At 43.1% G+C, this 18,907-nt stretch carries 15 protein-coding genes; 5 read left to right on the top strand and 10 right to left on the bottom strand.

Annotated features, from left to right (window positions below; genetic code table 11):
* Positions 1-109: 109 nt before the first annotated feature.
* The 5 genes from tolA to PV763_RS10785 all read right to left on the bottom strand — a co-directional run bounded on the left by tolA (position 110) and on the right by PV763_RS10785 (position 4,572).
* Positions 110-1,375, bottom strand: a complete 1,266-nt coding sequence (tolA, locus tag PV763_RS10805; protein ID WP_420937816.1) for a cell envelope integrity protein TolA — start codon at positions 1,373-1,375, stop codon at positions 110-112.
* Between the two features lie 3 nt (positions 1,376-1,378).
* A complete protein-coding gene (gene tolR / locus PV763_RS10800; protein ID WP_420937815.1) occupies positions 1,379-1,828 on the bottom strand; it encodes a protein TolR in 450 nt (149 codons plus the stop codon).
* Positions 1,828-2,526 carry a protein TolQ gene (gene tolQ, locus PV763_RS10795; RefSeq protein ID WP_004645669.1) on the bottom strand — a complete coding sequence of 233 codons (699 nt, stop codon included), beginning with the start codon at positions 2,524-2,526 and terminating at the stop codon, positions 1,828-1,830. The genes tolR and tolQ overlap by 1 nt, the downstream gene beginning before the upstream one ends.
* 27 nt (positions 2,527-2,553) lie before the next feature.
* The gene (gene ybgC, locus PV763_RS10790; protein ID WP_004645668.1) at positions 2,554-2,961 is read right to left on the bottom strand and encodes a tol-pal system-associated acyl-CoA thioesterase; all 408 of its coding nucleotides are present in this window, start codon (positions 2,959-2,961) and stop codon (positions 2,554-2,556) included.
* Between the two features lie 267 nt (positions 2,962-3,228).
* A complete protein-coding gene (locus PV763_RS10785; RefSeq protein ID WP_420937814.1) occupies positions 3,229-4,572 on the bottom strand; it encodes an amidohydrolase in 1,344 nt (447 codons plus the stop codon).
* Between the two features lie 369 nt (positions 4,573-4,941).
* Between PV763_RS10785 and PV763_RS10780 the strand changes: the two genes are divergently transcribed.
* Together PV763_RS10780 and PV763_RS10775 are read left to right on the top strand one after the other, a co-directional pair.
* Complete coding sequence (locus PV763_RS10780) at positions 4,942-6,171, top strand: acetamidase/formamidase family protein (protein ID WP_121979862.1); 1,230 nt, start codon at positions 4,942-4,944, stop codon at positions 6,169-6,171.
* A 134-nt stretch (positions 6,172-6,305) separates the two neighbouring features.
* Positions 6,306-6,938, top strand: coding sequence for a hypothetical protein (locus PV763_RS10775; protein WP_420937813.1), 633 nt, complete (start codon positions 6,306-6,308; stop codon positions 6,936-6,938).
* Positions 6,939-6,952: 14 nt separating this feature from the next.
* Here PV763_RS10775 and ruvB read toward each other — a convergent pair whose 3' ends face one another.
* The 5 genes from ruvB to PV763_RS10750 all read right to left on the bottom strand — a co-directional run bounded on the left by ruvB (position 6,953) and on the right by PV763_RS10750 (position 12,332).
* Positions 6,953-7,960 (bottom strand): Holliday junction branch migration DNA helicase RuvB, encoded by a 1,008-nt coding sequence (gene ruvB / locus PV763_RS10770; RefSeq protein WP_420937812.1) that lies wholly within the window; start codon positions 7,958-7,960, stop codon positions 6,953-6,955.
* Between the two features lie 335 nt (positions 7,961-8,295).
* A complete protein-coding gene (gene ruvA, locus PV763_RS10765) occupies positions 8,296-8,898 on the bottom strand; it encodes a Holliday junction branch migration protein RuvA (protein ID WP_004731726.1) in 603 nt (200 codons plus the stop codon).
* 117 nt (positions 8,899-9,015) lie between these two features.
* Positions 9,016-10,356 (bottom strand): deoxyguanosinetriphosphate triphosphohydrolase, encoded by a 1,341-nt coding sequence (locus tag PV763_RS10760; protein WP_005106412.1) that lies wholly within the window; start codon positions 10,354-10,356, stop codon positions 9,016-9,018.
* 195 nt (positions 10,357-10,551) lie between these two features.
* Positions 10,552-10,683 (bottom strand): putative transporter small subunit, encoded by a 132-nt coding sequence (locus PV763_RS10755; RefSeq protein ID WP_004645659.1) that lies wholly within the window; start codon positions 10,681-10,683, stop codon positions 10,552-10,554.
* 11 nt (positions 10,684-10,694) lie between these two features.
* Positions 10,695-12,332, bottom strand: a complete 1,638-nt coding sequence (locus tag PV763_RS10750) for a sodium:solute symporter family transporter (protein WP_253112055.1) — start codon at positions 12,330-12,332, stop codon at positions 10,695-10,697.
* Between the two features lie 1,302 nt (positions 12,333-13,634).
* Here PV763_RS10750 and purL point away from each other — a divergent pair.
* The 3 genes from purL (at position 13,635) to PV763_RS10735 (ending at position 18,828) form a co-directional block, all read left to right on the top strand.
* Entirely contained in the window at positions 13,635-17,468 is a 3,834-nt protein-coding gene (purL, locus tag PV763_RS10745) for a phosphoribosylformylglycinamidine synthase (protein ID WP_420937811.1), read from the top strand.
* A 311-nt stretch (positions 17,469-17,779) separates the two neighbouring features.
* Complete coding sequence (locus PV763_RS10740; protein ID WP_005103832.1) at positions 17,780-17,905, top strand: KGW motif small protein; 126 nt, start codon at positions 17,780-17,782, stop codon at positions 17,903-17,905.
* Between the two features lie 158 nt (positions 17,906-18,063).
* Positions 18,064-18,828: an IS5 family transposase gene (locus PV763_RS10735; protein ID WP_262043250.1), complete on the top strand. Its 765-nt coding sequence runs from the start codon at positions 18,064-18,066 to the stop codon at positions 18,826-18,828.
* Positions 18,829-18,907 lie beyond the last annotated feature (79 nt).

The raw sequence follows: 18,907 nt of genomic DNA, 5'->3' as shown, positions 1-18,907 counted from the left end.
CAAACTGTTATGACACTGTGAAAAGTGAATATTATTTAATCAATTTAAAGTGAAGTTTAGCTTAAAAAATAAAAGCCATCACAACATTATTTATGTGATGGCTCCGTTTTTATTGCGCAGTAAAGGTTGAAGTAAAGCTTCGTGCTTCACGGCGTGCATCTGGATCGGAAGGCATTGGATAAGGTGCAGCAGCACGAACTGCAGCTTCTACACTGGCTTTCATATCGGGATCACTTGCACTTACCACTACAGAAATGACAGAACCACTATCACTTAGCGTGACGCGAGCGTTGGCAGTTTTACCAGATGAACCCACTGGTGTATTCCAAGCCTGTTTAACTTTATTGGTAAAATCGCGCTTCGCAGTAGAGGCAATCCGTTTAGATTCCGCTTTTTTCTGTGCAGCTTCTTCAGCAGCCTGTTTCGCGGCTGAAGCTTTGGCATCTGCATCAGCTCTGGCTTTTGCTTCGGCATCTGCTTTGCGCTTGGCGTCTGCATCCGCTTTGGCCTTAGCGTCGGCATCTGCCTTGCGTTTGGCATCAGCGTCGGCTTTAGCTTTAGCATCCGCTTTGCGTTTCGCCGCTGCATCATTTTTAGCCTTAGCTGCCGCGTCTGCTTTGGCTTTAGCCGCTGCATCGGCTTTAGCTTTCGCATCAGCATCTGCTTTACGTTTCGCCGCTGCATCATTATTGGCTTTTGCTGCCGCATCTGCCTTTGCTTTAGCAGCAGCTTCAGCCTTACGTTTGGCATCAGCCTCTGCTTTGGCTTTTGTTGCAGCATCCGCTTTTTGCTTGGCAGCTAGGTCGGCTTTTTTCTGTGCTTCCAGTTTGGCTTTTTGTGCAGCATCGGCTTTGCGCTGTGCATTCAGTTCAGCTTGGCGTGCAGCTTCGGCTTCAGCCTTGGATTTTTGTGCTGCATCCGCTTTGGCTTTGGCCGCTGCTTGTTTCGCCTGTTCAGCGGCTTCGGCACGTTTCGCTGCTTCAGCTGCTTGCTGCGCAGCCTTGGCTTGGGCTGCCTCTGCCGCTTTCAGTTCCTGCTGGACTTTTTGTGTATCTGCTTTTGGCACAGGTGGAGTCACAGGTACAGCAGGGGCTGCTGTCGGAATGACAGGAGCAGGTTCTATACTGGGTTCTGCCGTTTGAGTGATTTCTTCTGCGACATTTTCATGTGCAGCTTCCTCAAATTCGGTTTCTTCGCGAGTCACCGGTTTGAGGTCCTCTGGCTTGATCAGAACGGTTTTAATCTGTTTTGGCGGTTCAGGGGGGTTACTCATGCCTAGATAAAGTAGGCCCACCAAAGCCACTGCATGGATACCTAAGGTGAATCCAAGTGCGATGGCTTTTTTCTGAAATGGTGGCTTTTTATAGTCTTTCATACTTTATTCTAATGGCTTGGTCAGTAAACCGACTTGAGAAAGGCCAGCATCCTGCAGGCTGGACATCAAGGCCATGACATCGCCATAAGGACGGGTATTATGGCCATTGATTACGACATTGAGCACCTTGTTGTCATTTTTCGCCTGGGTTTGGGCATCAACCAGAGTACGCGTCAATTCTTCCAGTGTGACTGGGCCAGTCGCCTGATTTTTATATTCTAGATAATATGAACCATCTTCTTTGAGTGTGACAATGGTCGGGGCATCCTTGGATTCGATCGGCAATCCATTGGCCTGAGGCAAGTCAACCTTGATACCGCTGGTAATCATCGGAGCGGTGACCATAAAGATCACCAGAAGTACCAGCATGACATCGATATACGGCACCACATTCATGTCACTTTTCAGTGGCTTTTTAATACGCTGAAAGCGTCCTGAACCTTGAATTGCCATTAGTCTTTGTCCTGAGTTACGCCTACAGACTGACGTTGCAATAGCGCTACCATTTCTTCGGCAAACAGCGCACGGTCAGAGTAGACCGTTTCACCTTTGGCCGTAAAATGGTTGAAAGCCAATACCGCTGGAATAGCTGCGAACAGACCGATCGCCGTTGCAATCAAGGCTTCGGCAATACCGGGTGCGACTGTTGCTAGCGTTACCTGATCGACATCGGCTAGGCCAATAAAGGCATTCATAATGCCCCAGACTGTACCGAATAGACCGACATAAGGCGCGACCGAGCCGATACTGGCCAAAGCGCCCAGACCTTGTTCCAGATGACCTTGGTCACGGCTTAAACCGACACGCAGAATACGCTCTGTTCCTTCAATCGACTGGGCAGTCGGCGCATGGCGTTTTTTTAGTTTCAGGAACTCGCCCAGACCCTGATAGAAAATATCTTCAAGGCCAGTGCGTTTAGAATTGAGTTGTGCATTGTTATACAGAGTATTCAGCTCAGCACCAGACCAGAAGATTTTCTGAAAATGTTCATCATCGGCCTGGGCTTTTTTATAACTCATATAGAGCCTGGCAATCAGATACCAGCTATATATTGAGGCTAACAGGAGAGAAAGCATCACCAGTTGTACGACAGGGCTTGCTTGTAAAATAAGATCTGAAACTTGAAGAGATGATTCTAACTGAGTCGCCATAGTTGTTACGTGTGCCAATAAATTTTTTTAGTCTTGTTCCAATTCTTTTTGAATTAGTTCGCGGATTTCATCCGGGAGTCGACGTGGTCGCATCTCTGCACTGATACATGCCAACTCAACCTCACCTGATGCAAGCATGATTTCACCACGATAAATATTTTGTTGCAATACAAATGATGAAGCTTTACATGAAATGACACGTGCCGTAACAGTAATTAAATCATCCATCAGGATCGGACGCATATATTTGACATTAATTTTATGCACCACAAAGTTGTAGTCTGTCTGATGCCAGTAATGGCTCACTCCAGCGGCACGTAACCATTCGGTACGGGTACGTTCCATATAGCGAATATGATTGGCGTGATAGACAATGCCACCCGCATCAGTATCTTCAATATAAACGCGGATATTGAATTCAAAGTGATTCGCCATAGTTTTGTTCCATGCAGATTTTCGAAATTTTTGCTTGTTTTTAGATGCAGGAGAGGGATTAGAATTTGCCGGATTCCTGCCAAAAGTCAAGCAATTTAGCGGTTCAAAGTTTAGCATTGTGAGTTTTGAGACCAATGGCACAAGGTGTCAAATCTGGACAGAAGTGGTATCGAGGAAGTATAGAACAGCTAACAGCTCATTTATAAAACAGCAGCAGATACTAAAATGCGCGAGTCCATGGAGCCGCGCATTTTTTGTAGCAGAGGATTAGCCTTTATTTTTCTGTTTCCAGTTGGCCTGAACCTGCTCAGCCACTTTTGGATAGTCCAGAATAAAACGGACATGGCTTTCAACACCGGTTTTCAGGGTCGCATCATCAACAATGAAATTCGGGTTATGGTTCGGTGCGGCTTTTGCCGGATCCTGATCTGCTGGTGTGGCACCGACAAACACGAAGAGCGATGGCATGAGCTGGCCATAATAAGCAAAGCCTTCACTGGCGCTGGCATTGTTGTCTAAAACATGCAATTTATCTTCACCATGCACGCTCGCCAATGTCGGGCGCATCAATTCAGTCAAGGTTTTATCATTGGTGGTCACTGGTGCATAAGGTGCAATTTCGACTTTCACCTTGACGTCATTGGCTGCGGCATTGTGTTCCAGCATTTTTGGCAAGTCTTTTAAAATGCCCTGACGTACATCTTCACTATTGGAGCGAATAGTCCCGACCATATTGACCTGATCTGGAATGACGTTGCCGGTGGTGCCGCCCTGAATGCTGCCAATACTGACCACACCCATTCCTTTGGTCAGGTCGGCTTTACGGCTGATCAGGCTTTGTAAATTGGTGACCATCTGGGCAGAGGCATAAATTGGGTCTTTACCTGCCCAAGGCATGGAGCCATGCACCTGACTACCATTGACCTGAATACGTAAATGATCGGCACTGTTTAAAATCGCACCATCTTTGTAGAAGATATTGCCACTTGGCATACCTGCCATTACATGCATCCCGAAAATGACTTCAGGTTTTGGATTTTTTAATGCACCGTCGGCAATCATTTTACGTGAGCCAATCTGATCGCCATGAGTGAAGTTATCAATATCTGCACCGCCTTCTTCGGCCGGCTGGAATACAAACACCACTGTCCCCGCAATTTTATCTTTATTGGCGGCCAGCACTTTGGCTGCACCCAATAACATGGCGGTATGTGCATCATGTCCACAGGCATGCATCACATAAGATTCTTTACCTTGATAAATGGCTTTTTGCTTGCTGGCGAAAGGCACCGTTGCAGTTTCTTTAATTGGCAATGCATCCATATCTGCGCGTAATGCCATCACAGGGCCGGGTTTTGCACCTTTTAATACACCGATTACACCAGTTTTGGCATAGCCTTTACGTACTTCAATGCCGTAGGATTTTAATTCTTTTTGGACCAGCTCCGAGGTTTTGAATTCCATATTGCCCAGTTCAGGATGCTGGTGGATATGTTGGCGTAATTTGATGGTGTGTGCTTCAGCAGCTTGTACAGAATCATCAATCCAGTCGGCCAGGCTGAGCTGGCTACAGAAAAGAAGAGGGAGACAAAGGGATATCTGCTTATACATGTTCATACTTCAGGAGAACCTTAAGAATTTTAAATGGTTAAAGAGATTCTTTAGGATGGCATACTGATCTAATTTCGACCAAAACTCTCTAAGTATTTTTTGATACCTTAAAGGTATTCTGGGTGTTAATATCTGTTCTCAAAGAGCTTTATTTGTTCTTTTACATTGTAAAAGTATGTATATAAATTGATTTTTTATATTTATAAGGTATGAAAATTATAAAAATTTCAGGCTAAAAAGGGATAAAAACGATTACCTCTATATCAATAATCTGAATGAAGTGAAGATTTTTTAAACCTCTTAAACTTATTTTGGCACTTAGATTGCTTTCACTCTTTCGTAATATTTTTTATGACGGAAATTGAACACATGTTAAAACCTTTGGCTTTATCTCTGGCAGTAGCTTCAAGCTTAAGTTTTATTTCGACAAGCCTATGGGCTGAAGACTTTAAGATACTGAAACAGCTGGAAAATAAACCGACATTACTCAAAAGTGGTGAATATAAAGGTCATTATTATGTGCCGAGTACCTTAAATACGATTACGTGGGGTTATCTGCCAAATAAAGATGCAAAACCTGTCTTGACTGTCCCTTCAGGTAGCACAGTTACTTTCGATACAGTTTCGCATGAAGGGCTGCTGGAAGATCAAGGCCGCAATGCAGAGAAATATTTCACATCAAAAGGCGTCAAGCCTGAGCATGTATTGGATGAAGCCAAGCTGATCACGAATTCCAAATTGAAACATGATTTCCATAAAGATGGACCACACATTATTACCGGGCCTGTCTATGTAGAAGGGGCAATGCCGGGCGATATTCTAAAGGTGGAGATTTTAAAAGTTGAACCGCGTGTACCTTATGGCGTGATTTCAAACCGTCATGGCAAAGGCACCTTACCCGAATTCCCGAAACGTCAGAAACATGAGCATGCATCTCCAGCCAATCCTGATGCTTATGGCAACGTGTCCATTTTTACCCCAATTGAGAAAAATGCGGATGGTGTATGGGAAGGCGTTTTAAAAACTGAATCTGGTAAAGCGATTCGTTTCCCGCTGAATCCGTTTATGGGCACGATGGGCGTTGCACCAAATACCAGTGAGCCTGTGCACTCTGTGCCACCATCATTTTATGGCGGGAATATCGACATCAATGAATTAGGAGCAGGGGCTACGGCCTATTATCCTGTACAGGTGCCAGGTGCTTTGTTCTATACAGGTGATAGTCACTTTGTACAAGGTGATGGTGAGGTGGCTTTAACTGCCTTGGAAGGTTCGGCACGTGCGACTTTAAAATTCACTTTACTTAAATCTGGCAAGGATAAAATTCCAGGTGCAGAGATTAAACAGCCTTTGGCTGAAAATGCTGAATTCTGGATCACGCCGGGTCTGGATGAAGACTTAGATGAAGCCATGCGTAAATCCACCCGTGAAGCGATCCGTTTTCTGGTCAATGAATATGGCATTTCTGAAGAAATTGCCTATGCCTACTTAAGTGCTGCCACTGACTTTGAAGTGTCTCAAGTGGTGGATAAGACCAAAGGTATTCATGCCATGATTCGTAAAGCGGATTTTAAGGAGTTTAAGAAAGAAGAGAAGTAATTTCTTTATTCAGTTTTTTATTTTGTGCTTTTGCCAGCTGATTCAGGCATGGTCAGTTGGCTTTTCTTTTGTAATGCTTTGAAAATGTTTAGAATGTGAGAAATAAATAATTAAATTAAAATATGTGGGGAAACGTGCAGGAACAACAAACTCAAGCTATGGCTTTACAGCAGCCGAAAGATCAGAAAGTGTATTTAGATGTGCAACATTCGACAGATTGGGTAGTTGTAATCAGTGTTATAGCGTCCGCAATTATCAGCTTTATTGGATTTTTAATTACTATATACGTTGTAAAAAAATCAACTGAATCACAGATCAAGTCTAATGAGGACTTGATTAAATCCCAAAATGAAATAAAAGTTAAAGAATTAAAAACGCTCTATAAACAACGTAGGGCAGAAAACCTTAGAGTTATAATTTCTGAAATTTCATCATATGGAATTGGTTTTTTAAGTAATGCTAAATTTCGATATTTGATTACTAAAAACATAGCCAGTTTAGATAATGAAAGTTTAAAGCTGAATTACCATCAGTTTGAAAATAGTATAACCAAGGTGCTTTCATATATCAGACCAGGTGAGGTGCTAGATGAACAAGTTAGAAAGGAGTTATTTGACTTATTAGATATGGCAACGCAGTTAATTAGCTGTATTTTGGGAGATAAGGATTGTACTGACCAACTAGAAGAACTTGAATATAAGTTGGGATATATTAATGCAAGTTTAAACATATTTTTAATTAATATGCTAAATGAAGAAGCAGCCTAAGCTGCTTCTTGAAATCACTTCTCTTTCGGTTCAGGTGGTGTCATCCCAAACTGCAAATACGCCATATTGGTGGCAATACGACCACGCGCAGTACGCATCACATAACCTTGCTGAATCAGGTAAGGCTCAATGACATCTTCCAACGTGCCTGAGTCTTCCGCCATAGCTGCTGCGAGTGCCTCAACACCGGCAGGGCCGCCATCAAAACGCTCAAGTAACATCGACAGGTAACGGCGGTCGAGGGTATCTAAACCATCTTTATCGACTTTGAGCATGTCCAAAGCACGTTGGGCCATATCCTGATTGATTTCACCAGTCCCTTTGACCTGAGCGTAATCACGGACACGGCGCAATAAACGGTTGGCAATACGTGGTGTGCCTCGTGAGCGACGGGCAATTTCTTTTGCGCCATCTCCCGTCATAGGCACATCCATCAAGTTGGCTGAACGTTTGACAATGTGGGTTAAATCTTCAACCGAATAAAACTCTAAACGTTGCACGATTCCGAAACGGTCACGCAGCGGAGAGGTGAGTAGACCGGCACGTGTGGTTGCAGCTACCAAGGTAAATGGCGGTAAATCCAGTTTAATCGAGCGCGCAGCAGGGCCTTCACCAATCATGATATCGAGTTGATAATCTTCCATCGCCGGATACAGGATTTCTTCAATCACGGGTGAAAGACGGTGAATCTCGTCAATAAACAGGACATCGCCTTCTTCCAGATTCGTTAGCATGGCTGCCAAATCACCGGCACGTTCCAGTACCGGGCCAGAAGTTGACTTGAGATTGCCACCCATTTCTCGGGCAATAATATTGGCCAGTGTGGTTTTACCCAGACCAGGCGGGCCAAAGATCAGGGTGTGATCGAGGGCTTCTTCACGACCACGGGCTGCACCAATAAAGATTTCCATCTGCTCGCGGACCACCGGCTGACCGATATAGTCATTGAGAGAAGTCGGGCGGATGGCACGATCAAAATGATCTTCGGGTTTTTCAGAACCACTGATGAGACGGTCTTGCATAACGTTTATATACCAATGTTTTAATGATCCTTTGAGCTGGTAATTTTGACACGGCCTCAAATATGGATCTGAATCCTAAGATTTTCGCCTAGGCGAGGAATTGAATTTTTGCAGAGTCTTTCCAATCAGATTTATATCTGAGTATTAACCTGCGGTTCGCCTTACTTTTGTTTCGGCAAAAGTAAGCAAAACCACCGTCATTCGCAAAACTCGTTGAATATTGATTCTTATCGAATATGTCGCAGAAACATTTAACTATAAATGTGTCCTGCCTCAAACAGTTGCGAATGACTTTTACGCGTATCAGATTTTATCCTGTAACTTGGATATCATCTCTATTTGTTCATCGACTTTAATGCAGCACGGATGATATCGCTGGCTTCTGTAAATTCACCTTTGGCAGCATTCACCAGTTTTTGTGCTTCAGCAGGTTTATAGCCCAAGGACTGTAATGCAGCTTCCGCTTCAGCCACGGCTGAATTGCCCATAAACTGAATCTGTGGTGCAGTTGAATTGCTTGGTGCAGCACCTGAAGCCATGGCTTTAAAGCGGTCACGTAATTCAATCATCAGGCGTTCTGCAGTCTTTTTACCCACCCCTGGAACTTTGACCAGAGTGTTGATATCTTCATGTTCAACGGTGTGGATCAGCATTTCCACACTTAAAGTGGAAAGAATACCAAGCGCCATTTTCGGACCAACGCCGTTCACCTTTAATAAGGTACGGAAAATGGTTTTTTCCTGCGCATTGATAAAGCCATAAAGTAACTGGGCATCTTCACGAACAGCCAGATGGGTCCACAGGGTAATTTTCTGACCTTTTTGCAACTGGCAGAAAGTGGTTAAAGGGGTGTCAATCTCATAACCAACGCCGTTCACATTTAATAAAACAGTCGGTGCTTCCAGCGCCAGCACTTCCCCAATCAGGCATCCAATCATTTTTTATACATACTCAAATTTAATACAGGCATAGTAGTCAGCATTTTCGATAAAGGCAAAACTCTATCAGTTAAAAGCAGTGATTTTGCTAAGATTATCATCAGGGGCTCGTTCGCATTAGAGTAACCCGGCTTTATTGCCATGCAGTTCCTGCGCCAGATTATAGGCCTGATGATCAGAAAACTTGGAGACAATATCCAGCACCTGCATAATGTTGTCATAATGATCAGCACTAAACTGCGCACCCGAGCGTTTTAAAATGGCCATTAAACGCTGTTCCTTAAAGCTCAAGGTTTTGTGCGGTGTGGTCAGTGGAATAAAGGCATCCAGAATCGTTTGTAAACTTTGATGCGCAATGATTTCCAGACCGGCTTTTTGCGGATGTTCGAAGATTTTGTCTCTTGCCAGTTCTTTGGCCCGGTTAATGCCAATCTCAATGTCGGCACTACAATAACCCAACAATGAGCCTTGCAGTTGGCCCATCAGAATTTCCTGCTGATGTCGGGCAAAGGCTGTGGTGACTTCATCTACCAGACGTTTCATCACCCGGCCACGTAGGGCCGCAATTTTTTGTTGCCAGGTGGTATTAGGCAGATTGATTTCTTCAGGTGTGCCATATTCTCCCAGCAAGTTCAGGAAAACTGGCTCGACTTCGGTGTAACTGAGCATATTCAGGCTGATGCCATCTTCCAGATCAATCAGGGCATAGCAGATATCATCCGCAGCTTCTAGAAGATAGGTCAGCGGATGACGACAATAATGATATTCACCAAGCTGGATTAATCCTAGCTGTTCAGCAATCTCCTGCAAAATTTCTTTTTCAGACTGGTAACAACCAAATTTTGGACGCCGGCTGGCGGGGGTGTTACCAGTGGGGTCAATGGCCTCAGAGAGCCACGGATATTTAAGATAGGCACCAAGCGTGGCATAAGTCAGGCGCATGCCGCCATCATAAGGATGGTAATCGATCTTGGTCAGCAGGCGCAGGCCTTGGGCATTGCCTTCAAACTGGCGTACATCGGCTTCCTGTTCAGGACTCAAATCTTTTAAAAAGTCGGTATGAGATGCATCGTCAAACCATTCCCGAATGGCGTATTCACCGGCATGCCCAAAAGGGGGATTACCGATATCATGTGCCAGACAGGCGGCCTGAATGATGGCACCGACATCAGCCGGAGAAATCCAGGCAGGTAAATTATCTTTGATTTTTTCGGCAGCCAGCATACCCAATGAACGCCCAATACAGGAGACTTCTAGCGAATGGGTCAAACGGGTATGAATACCATCATGCTGGGTCAGTGGATGGACTTGGGTTTTGCGGTTTAACTGCCGGAAGCTTTGCGAAAAAATAATACGGTCATAATCTTTATGAAACGGGCTGCGTGCCAGTTCAGTGCTCTGCTTTTTACTACCAATCCGAACTGTCGAAAGCAGTTCTAACCAACGCATTTGAGTCATTTATCATTATTCAGTGATCCACTATTTGCATCATGCCAAAAAACTAGCTCCTGCACTAGGGCAGTGCGACATGAATTGTCATGCTGCCTATTGTTATTTTAGTCAGCTGGAAAAGACTGAGAATTAAAAATCGAAATCATCAAATGAACAATAAAAAGCAGGCTCAATGGCCTGCTTTTTGTTTAGGATGAAGAATCAAATTAGCTCTTCACCATTTTTCTTGGCCTGTTGTGTGTCTTTATAGACATTCAGGCAAATCGTGAACAAGACCAGGCTTGCCACCAATGGCCAAAAAAGTACATATAGGGTCAATAATTGACTTGTCATCTGAAATCTCCTTATTTACTTTTCTCAGATAGCTGGTGAAATTCAATCACCATCTTGTTGATTTGCTTAAAATCAAATTTTTCTTTGCTGTAGAGTAGCGTCAACACAGTACATACCAGCGCACTACTGCCATACGCTGTCAGTGAGCTTAACAAGGTGCCGTATTCACGCAAGAAGCCGATGGTCCATGGCATGAAGCCAATACTGGCCAATATGCCAACGACCAGACCCACTTTCTTGCCGAAGAAACCAAAGGTCATCAAACCCAGCACCACACCAATCCCCAGGGTCGCAACGAGTTCAAAGCCAAGTGCGATCAATCCCTGAATCGGAAGCCATTCAAAACGTACTATCAGAAAGCTGAAAAATGCGAGGCCCACTGACCAGTTAAAGGCCCGGGCATTCACCTTGTCCCAATACAGGCTGACAATCACCGGGAATACAATAGAACCCCAAAGCGCACCCACAAAAATCAGCATCGACAAAATGTCAAACTTCAAGGTGGCAATCACAATCCCCAGCATGGTGGCAACGATCATGGTCATACGGCCAATAAACAGCATTTTCTTTGGATCAGGACGGTTTTTCGCAATCTGTTTGCCATAAATGTCCGTCATGACAATCGCAGACAGGGCAGACAGATCCGAGTCAGCGGTAGAAGACAATGCTCCAATCACCATGATGAATAACAGCGCGACCATAAATGGAGAAAGATAAGTCGCTGCCATTTGCGGAATCAGGTTATTCAGGTTGCCATCAATGGGCTGAATACCTGCAAATAGTGCCAATAACCCCAGCATGCCTAGACCAATGACAATTGCAGCATAACCAATGGTTGCAGTGATAAAACTTGGTTTGATCAGGTCTTCACGGACTGCAAACAGGCGCTGGGCAATGGTCTGATTACCAATCGCGTAGGCCAATACGGCAACAAAAAATGGTGCGCCTTGTTCCAAGAAGGCTGTTTTAGAGAAAAAATCCAGCTGCTCCGGTTGCAGGTTATGAATCCCGCTTTGAAACAGGGAAGGTCCACCTAAGGTGAAGAACAAGGTTGGAATAATGATCACAGCCGCGACAATCATCGCCACCAGTTGACCAAAATCGGTAAACACCGAAGAACGGAAGCCCGACCAGAGGGTATAGGACAGCACACCGATACCGGTAATCAGCACGCCATGGATAAAGCTTAAAGGAGATAAAATCTCAACCAGTGCCCCAGCGGCGGTAAAGTTCACCATCAGGCTGATCACGCTGCCCACAATATTGGAACCTGCCAGAATCATCTGGCTTTGGTTGCCATGCCGGGCATGCATAATTTCTGCCAAGGTGTGGGCATTAGGCGCCAGTTCACGAAAGCGCTTGCCAAAGGGATAGATAAATAAAATCATCAGCGCACCCCACAAACCATAGTGTAGGGCACCGGAAACGCCGTATGTATATCCGGATGAAGCTGCTGCATAAAACGAGGCGGCCCAGATCCAGGTGGCGGTCATACTGGCCGCAGACATTCCAAATCCGATGGAGCCATTCGAGACCATGTAGCCATCAACATTTTCATTTTTCTGTTTAATACGTAACGATAGTAAAAAAGTGATGCCATAGAAAAGCACCATCAATAGTACAGTTGCTGTACTAGTGAATTGAAACATACATACTCCTTAAGCGGGTCACCTTTTGTTTTTGAAAATTAAATCATTGGTGACAGATTAAGGCTCTAAAATAGACAGAGCAGTGAAGCTATAGAACATCAAAAAGTTAGTGTCCGAATATAGAATTTATATTCATCTCTACAGCAGAAAGGAAAAACCATTGCTAGGTTCAGAATTTGGACATTTCCTCAGCAATTCGGCTAGAGCTTAACATAAAATCATCAAATTTACTGATGAAGTGTCTATTTGGTAAGATTTTTAGCTGATATAGACATGTGAGTCTGTAGCTCTGTTAGTTGAATAAAAAAGAAAATTTTTGATATTTTTCTATTAATTACAAATATTTATTTTAAATTTTCAAGTTAAATAAAACATGGTAATAAGGATTAAATAAAAAAGTAACAAAATTTTATTATTAATCATTTCTTCATTATTTTTTTATATGAGCCTCATAATTCCTGGTGAATTTTCTTATAAATACGAGTGGTGTTTTGCTATTTATATTGTGCTTTTTACGCATAATAGAACTAATGAATAAGTGATGAAATTTCAAAATATTAGATATGGTGGAGTAATTTTATGGATATGATTTTTGGTCTTTTAGATGAGTAAATTCCGCTTAATTATGATCTGAGAAGATAAACATCAAATATGAAAAAATAAAAGGATCAAAATAAGGAATTTTATTTTTATTCTTTTGGAAGATGAGAATAGATGTCCGGTTTTTATTCTGAAGATTATGTCAAATTAAAATGCCACTCATTATTAATTACTCATTTATATGGCAGAGTAATTTGCCTCTGGTGCTGTAATGGAGGAGATGAGCGGAGAACTGTTCCTTGTATTGCAGAACGGCAGAAGACTTTTAACCAGTTTTCTAATCTTAGAAGTCAAAGTTAGGAGTCACTCAAAAGAATTAAAAACAGTCTCAAAAAATACGACTTCATGAAATCTTGTAATCAAGTATTTCATTTTGGCCTAAATCGGAGTTTTGGCAGGTCATGACAATAAAACCTGAATTTGAGTTTGCACTGATTGTTGTTGAAAAATAATACAATTTTTACATATAAAATTATTCTGAAGCGGTTTTGATTTTTCTTTAAAAAAATGTGATAACCTGTGCGACTACATTCAATTTTCCTGACTGAAAATAAACGAAATATTTTAAAAGTCCAGGATATTTCAGACGTAGTTTTCTGATTTGGCATCTAGCCGATTTCCTTATTTCACAGTAGAATATGCGCTCTCTCAAGTCACATTGTGGCATGGTTGTTCAGACCATCCCGTGGAGCCAAAATCAGCATGTTTATCGTTGCCGGTGCACCCGCACATTCTTCTTTTAAGAAAACTCAACTATTATCGCGTTTGACGTCAATTAGTTCTGTTCATTCAATTGAAAGTCAATGGGTCTACCTCTTTGACCAAGCGCTCAGCGAGCAACAACAGCAATCAGCTTTACAGCTTCTCAACGATGGTCAATCTTTTGAATTGCACCAGGCTGCAAGTGATGAAATCCAGATTTTAGTCACACCGCGCGTAGGAACCATTTCTCCTTGGTCCTCTAAAGCGACGGACATTTTCAAAAACTGTAATACGCCGGTTCATCGACTTGAACGCGGCGTTTTATTTACTTTGAAGGGCGTAAAAGAGCTTTCAAAAGAAGCATTGCAAGTACTTCACGACCGTATGACCGAAAGCGTATTCAATGCGATTGAAGATGCTGCAGTATTATTTGTGGAAACTGCGCCAAAACCACTGAACTCGATTGATATTCTGGGTGAAGGTAAAGAAGCACTGGTAAAAGCCAACAACGAGTTTGGTTTTGCATTATCAATGGACGAAATTGATTACCTGACTGAAGCTTTCATCAAGCTGGGTCGTAATCCGAATGACATCGAACTGATGATGTTTGCGCAAGCCAACTCTGAGCACTGTCGTCATAAAATTTTTGGTTCGGAATGGACGATTGATGGTGAAGTTCAGCCATTGTCATTGTTCCAGATGATCAAAAACACCTATAAAGAGTCACCAACAGACGTATTGTCAGCTTATAAAGACAATGCTTCGGTGATTGTTGGTTCAGATACCCAGCGTTTTTATCCAACTCAAGAAGACAACGGCCATCAGGTTTATAAATACAAGAGCCAAGCTGCTCACATCCTGATGAAAGTGGAAACCCACAACCATCCAACTGCGATTGCGCCATTTGCCGGTGCAGCGACAGGTTCAGGCGGTGAAATCCGTGATGAAGGCGCGACCGGTCGTGGTGGTAAACCGAAAGCAGGTTTAACCGGCTTCACCGTATCTAACCTGAATATTCCGGGCTTTGAACAGCCTTGGGAAGAAAACTACGGCAAACCATCGCGTATGGCATCGCCGTTACAAATCATGATTGAAGGCCCATTGGGTGGTGCTGCGTTCAATAACGAATTTGGTCGTCCAGCTTTAAATGGTTACTTCCGTACTTTTGAACAAAACGTCAATGGCGATGTTAAAGGTTTCCATAAGCCAATCATGATCGCTGGTGGTTACGGAAATATCCGTCCAGATCACGTTGAAAAAGATCCGATCTTACCGGGTGACTTATTGATCGTGCTCGGTGGTCCAGCCATGCTGATCGGTCTTGGCGGGGGTGCTGCATCTTCTGTAGATAGCGGCAAATTGGGCGAGAACCTTGATTTTGCCTCAGTACAACGTGAAAACCCGGAAATGGAACGCCGTTGCCAAGAAGTGATCGATACTTGCTGGCGCATGGAAGACCACAACCCAATCGTGTCGGTACATGATGTCGGTGCGGGTGGTGTATCAAATGCCATGCCTGAACTGGTGAATGATCACGAATTGGGTGCGGTGCTAGATCTTCGTAAGATTCCATCTTTAGAACCTGGCATGTCGCCAATGGAGATCTGGTCAAACGAAGCGCAAGAACGTTATGTATTGGCGATTCGTCCATCTTCTTTAGAATTATTTGAGTCAATCTGTGCGCGTGAACGTTGTCCGTTTGCAGTACTGGGTGAGGCGACTGAAGCACGTCACTTAACCGTTGAAGATCCATTGTTCGGCAACAAACCGGTGGATATGCCAATGCAGGTGATGCTTGGCGGTACTCCGCGTATGAGCCGTTCCTATGAAACGATTGAACGTAAAGGCGATGATTTTGACGCGGCTAAAGTTACGGATTTAAAAGATGCGATTTATCGCGTTCTGAAAAACCCGACAGTGGCTTCTAAATCATTCCTGATCAGTATTGGTGACCGTTCGATTACCGGTATGGTAGCGCGTGACCAGATGGTGGGTCGCTGGCAGGTTCCTGTCGCGGATGCTGCTGTAACAACAACCAGCCTTGTGGGTTACACTGGTGAAGCGATGGCAATGGGTGAGCGTCCACCAGTGGCGTTATTAAACCCTGCGGCATCTGCACGTTTATCTGTTGCTGAATCGATCTCTAACATCATGTCTGCGAAGATTGAAAAAATCAGCGACATCAAATTGTCTGCAAACTGGATGGCTGCTGCCGGTCAACCGGGCGAAGATCAGGCATTGTTCGAAGGCGTGAAAGCCATCGGTATAGAAATGTGTCCTGCACTGGGTATCGCGATTCCAGTCGGTAAAGACTCATTGTCTATGCGTACCACCTGGAATGATGAAGGTGAAGACAAGTCTGTGACTTCGCCCATGTCAGGCGTGATCACTGCATTTGCACCAGTAACTGATGTACGTCAAACATTGACTCCAGAATTGAAAAACCTTGAGTCTGTACTGGTACGTATTGACTTGTCTAAAGGTCAATTCCGTCTAGGTGGTTCGATCCTGGCGCAGGTGTATAAAGCAATCGGTTCTGTGACTCCTGATGTGGATAGCTTTGATGACTTCAAAGCATTTTTCGCATTGGTTCAAGACTGGAACAACCGTGGTTTGATCAAGGCGTATCATGACATCGGTGATGGTGGCTTATTGGCAACTGTTGCAGAAATGATGTTTGCTTCACGTCTGGGTGTGGCATTAGAAGATCAATCAACTGAAAGCTTATTCGCTGAAGAAATCGGTGCAGTGCTGCAAATCTCGAAAGCAGACTGGGAAGCTCTGCAAGCTGAAGTTGCAGCATCTACGCTTAAAGATGCAATTGCAGTGGTGGGTACTGTAAACAACACAGATACTTTAACTGTAAATGGCTTGAGCTTAGACCGTGCTGACCTGCAAGTGGCATGGACTGAAGTTTCTCATCAAATCCAGCGCCTACGTGACAACGTACAAACTGCAGATCAGGAATTTGCCTTAATTACTGATAAAGCGCACAAAGGTATTATCGCCCAACCAACATTCGACTTGAACGAAGCGATTGAAGCACCTTTCATTAACTTGCGTCGTCCAAATATGGCAATTCTGCGTGAGCAGGGTGTGAATGGTCATATTGAAATGGCGGCAGCTTTCGACAAAGTCGGTTTCAATACCGTTGACGTCCACATGAGTGACTTGCTGGCAGGTCGTATCAGCCTGGATGATTTCGAAGGTTTGGTAACGTGTGGTGGCTTCTCGTATGGTGACGTGATGGGCGCTGGTGGGGGCTGGGCGAAATCCGTATTGTTCAATGCTAAATTGCGTGACCAGTTTGAGAAATTCTTCAACCGTCAAGAAACCTTCTCGCTCGGTATCTGTAATGGTTGTCAAATGTTGTCTCAATTGGCTCCATTAATTCCGGGTGCGGATGCTTGGCCACGTTTCCATCGCAATACGTCTGAAGTATTTGAAGCGCGAGCAGTGAACGTTCGTGTGGAAAAATCGAATTCAGTATTGTTACAAGACATGCAAGGTTCGATTCTGCCGATCGCTGTGGCGCATGGTGAAGGTCGTGCAGTTGCAACGGCGGAAAACTTTGCTGCACTGAATGCATCGAATCAGGTGGTTCTACGTTATGTCGACAGCCATGGCAATGCAACTGAACAATATCCGTTGAACCCGAATGGTTCACCGGAAGGTATTACCGGTGTAACCTCTCAGGATGGCCGTGCAACGATTATGATGCCGCACCCTGAACGTAACTTCCGCGCGATCCAGCATTCTTGGAAACCAGAAGACTGGGATCAGGATGGTGCTTGGTTACGTATGTTCCGTAATGCACGTAAATTTATTGGCTAATTTGTTTTAGCTTGAAAAAGGGTTGCGGAAGCAGCCCTTTTTATTGAAGAAATCACTGGAATAGCTGCAAAACTGGAAAATCTTTCAGCTTTTGTTTAGACTATCTTCATCAATTGCCACCTTTAGGTGGCTTTTTGTTTTTTAAGGATTTTGATTTTTTAATTTTCCTTCTCTCTACGGACTTGGTTTAGATTTTGCTTTCATATTGTATATAAAGTGCTATGGTATATTTTATGCACAACTTTATTGCACTATAAAAGAAAGATGGAATAGATCGGTTCAGTATCAATTCTCAAAGATGAGGTAATGACATGGCTAAGACACTAAGAATCATGGATAAGGCAGCAATGCGTCAGAAAGGTTGGTGGTTATTTGGTTTTGTTGTTGGTTTACAGATGCTGTTTTTGGTTGGTAGTTATTTACTACAGGGTTCTTGATATTTAGATTTAGATAAAAGCCACCGAGAGGTGGCTTTTTAGTAAAAAGAAAAAAATTAAAATTATTTATGAATTTATATAGGGTCTGTTTACATTTTCTGTTCAAAAAAATAGCGAGAAAGTAAAATTTAATCGCCAAACCAAATTTACTTCTCGCTATGCCCCGTACAATGCTGAATGATCAACACTGGTCTAAGTTACTTTCTATTTTCCGAAATTTTGATATCTATTTCAAATCTAATTTGAGAAATTTTGTCGAAGCAATACTTTATAGAATAAGAACAGGCTGCCCATGGCGTGATTTGCCTAAAGAATTTGGTTCGTATAACTCAATCTTTAAAAAATATAATCGTTGGTGTAAAAATGATAAGTTAATGAAAATATTTAAATTAATTTCTTCAAATGCTGATATGGAATGGGTTTTTATTGATGCTAGTCATGTTCGGGCACACCAACATTCTGCTGGAATAAAAGATCAGGATATTTCTAAAAGCATTGGTGGAAATAGTTCTAAAATACACTTAGCTGTTGATGCGGATGGCAATCCAATCGAAATTATTATCTCCGATGGAACGATACATGATGTCAAGATTGCTCCCAAAATGATTGAAAAACTTGATTTGGGTGAAACGGAAGTATGTTGTGCAGACAAAGGATATGACTCTGAATCATTAAGAGAACAAATATCTGTGAAAAAAACTAAAGCGAATATTCCAAGAAAATCAAATACTCAGTCAAATAATGATCATATGGATTGGTATTTATATAAAATCAGACACTTAGTTGAGAATGCATTTTGTAGGTTAAAGCAGTTCAGAGGAATAGCAACACGATATGATAAGCTAAAGTGTAGCTATGAGGGGGCAGTTGCATTAGCTTGTATATTTATTTGGCTACCTTTATCGGGTAAATTCTATACTTGAAAGGCTTTGTTGCACAAACCTATCTGTAAAGGCTTTTTCAGCGATATAATTTTCAAATGAAGAAGCCTACACACAAAAT

The sequence above is a fragment of the Acinetobacter sp. AS5 genome, from assembly GCF_048957595.1.
Taxonomy (GTDB): Bacteria; Pseudomonadota; Gammaproteobacteria; order Pseudomonadales; family Moraxellaceae; genus Acinetobacter.
This window is presented reverse-complemented; position numbering and strand designations above follow the sequence as displayed.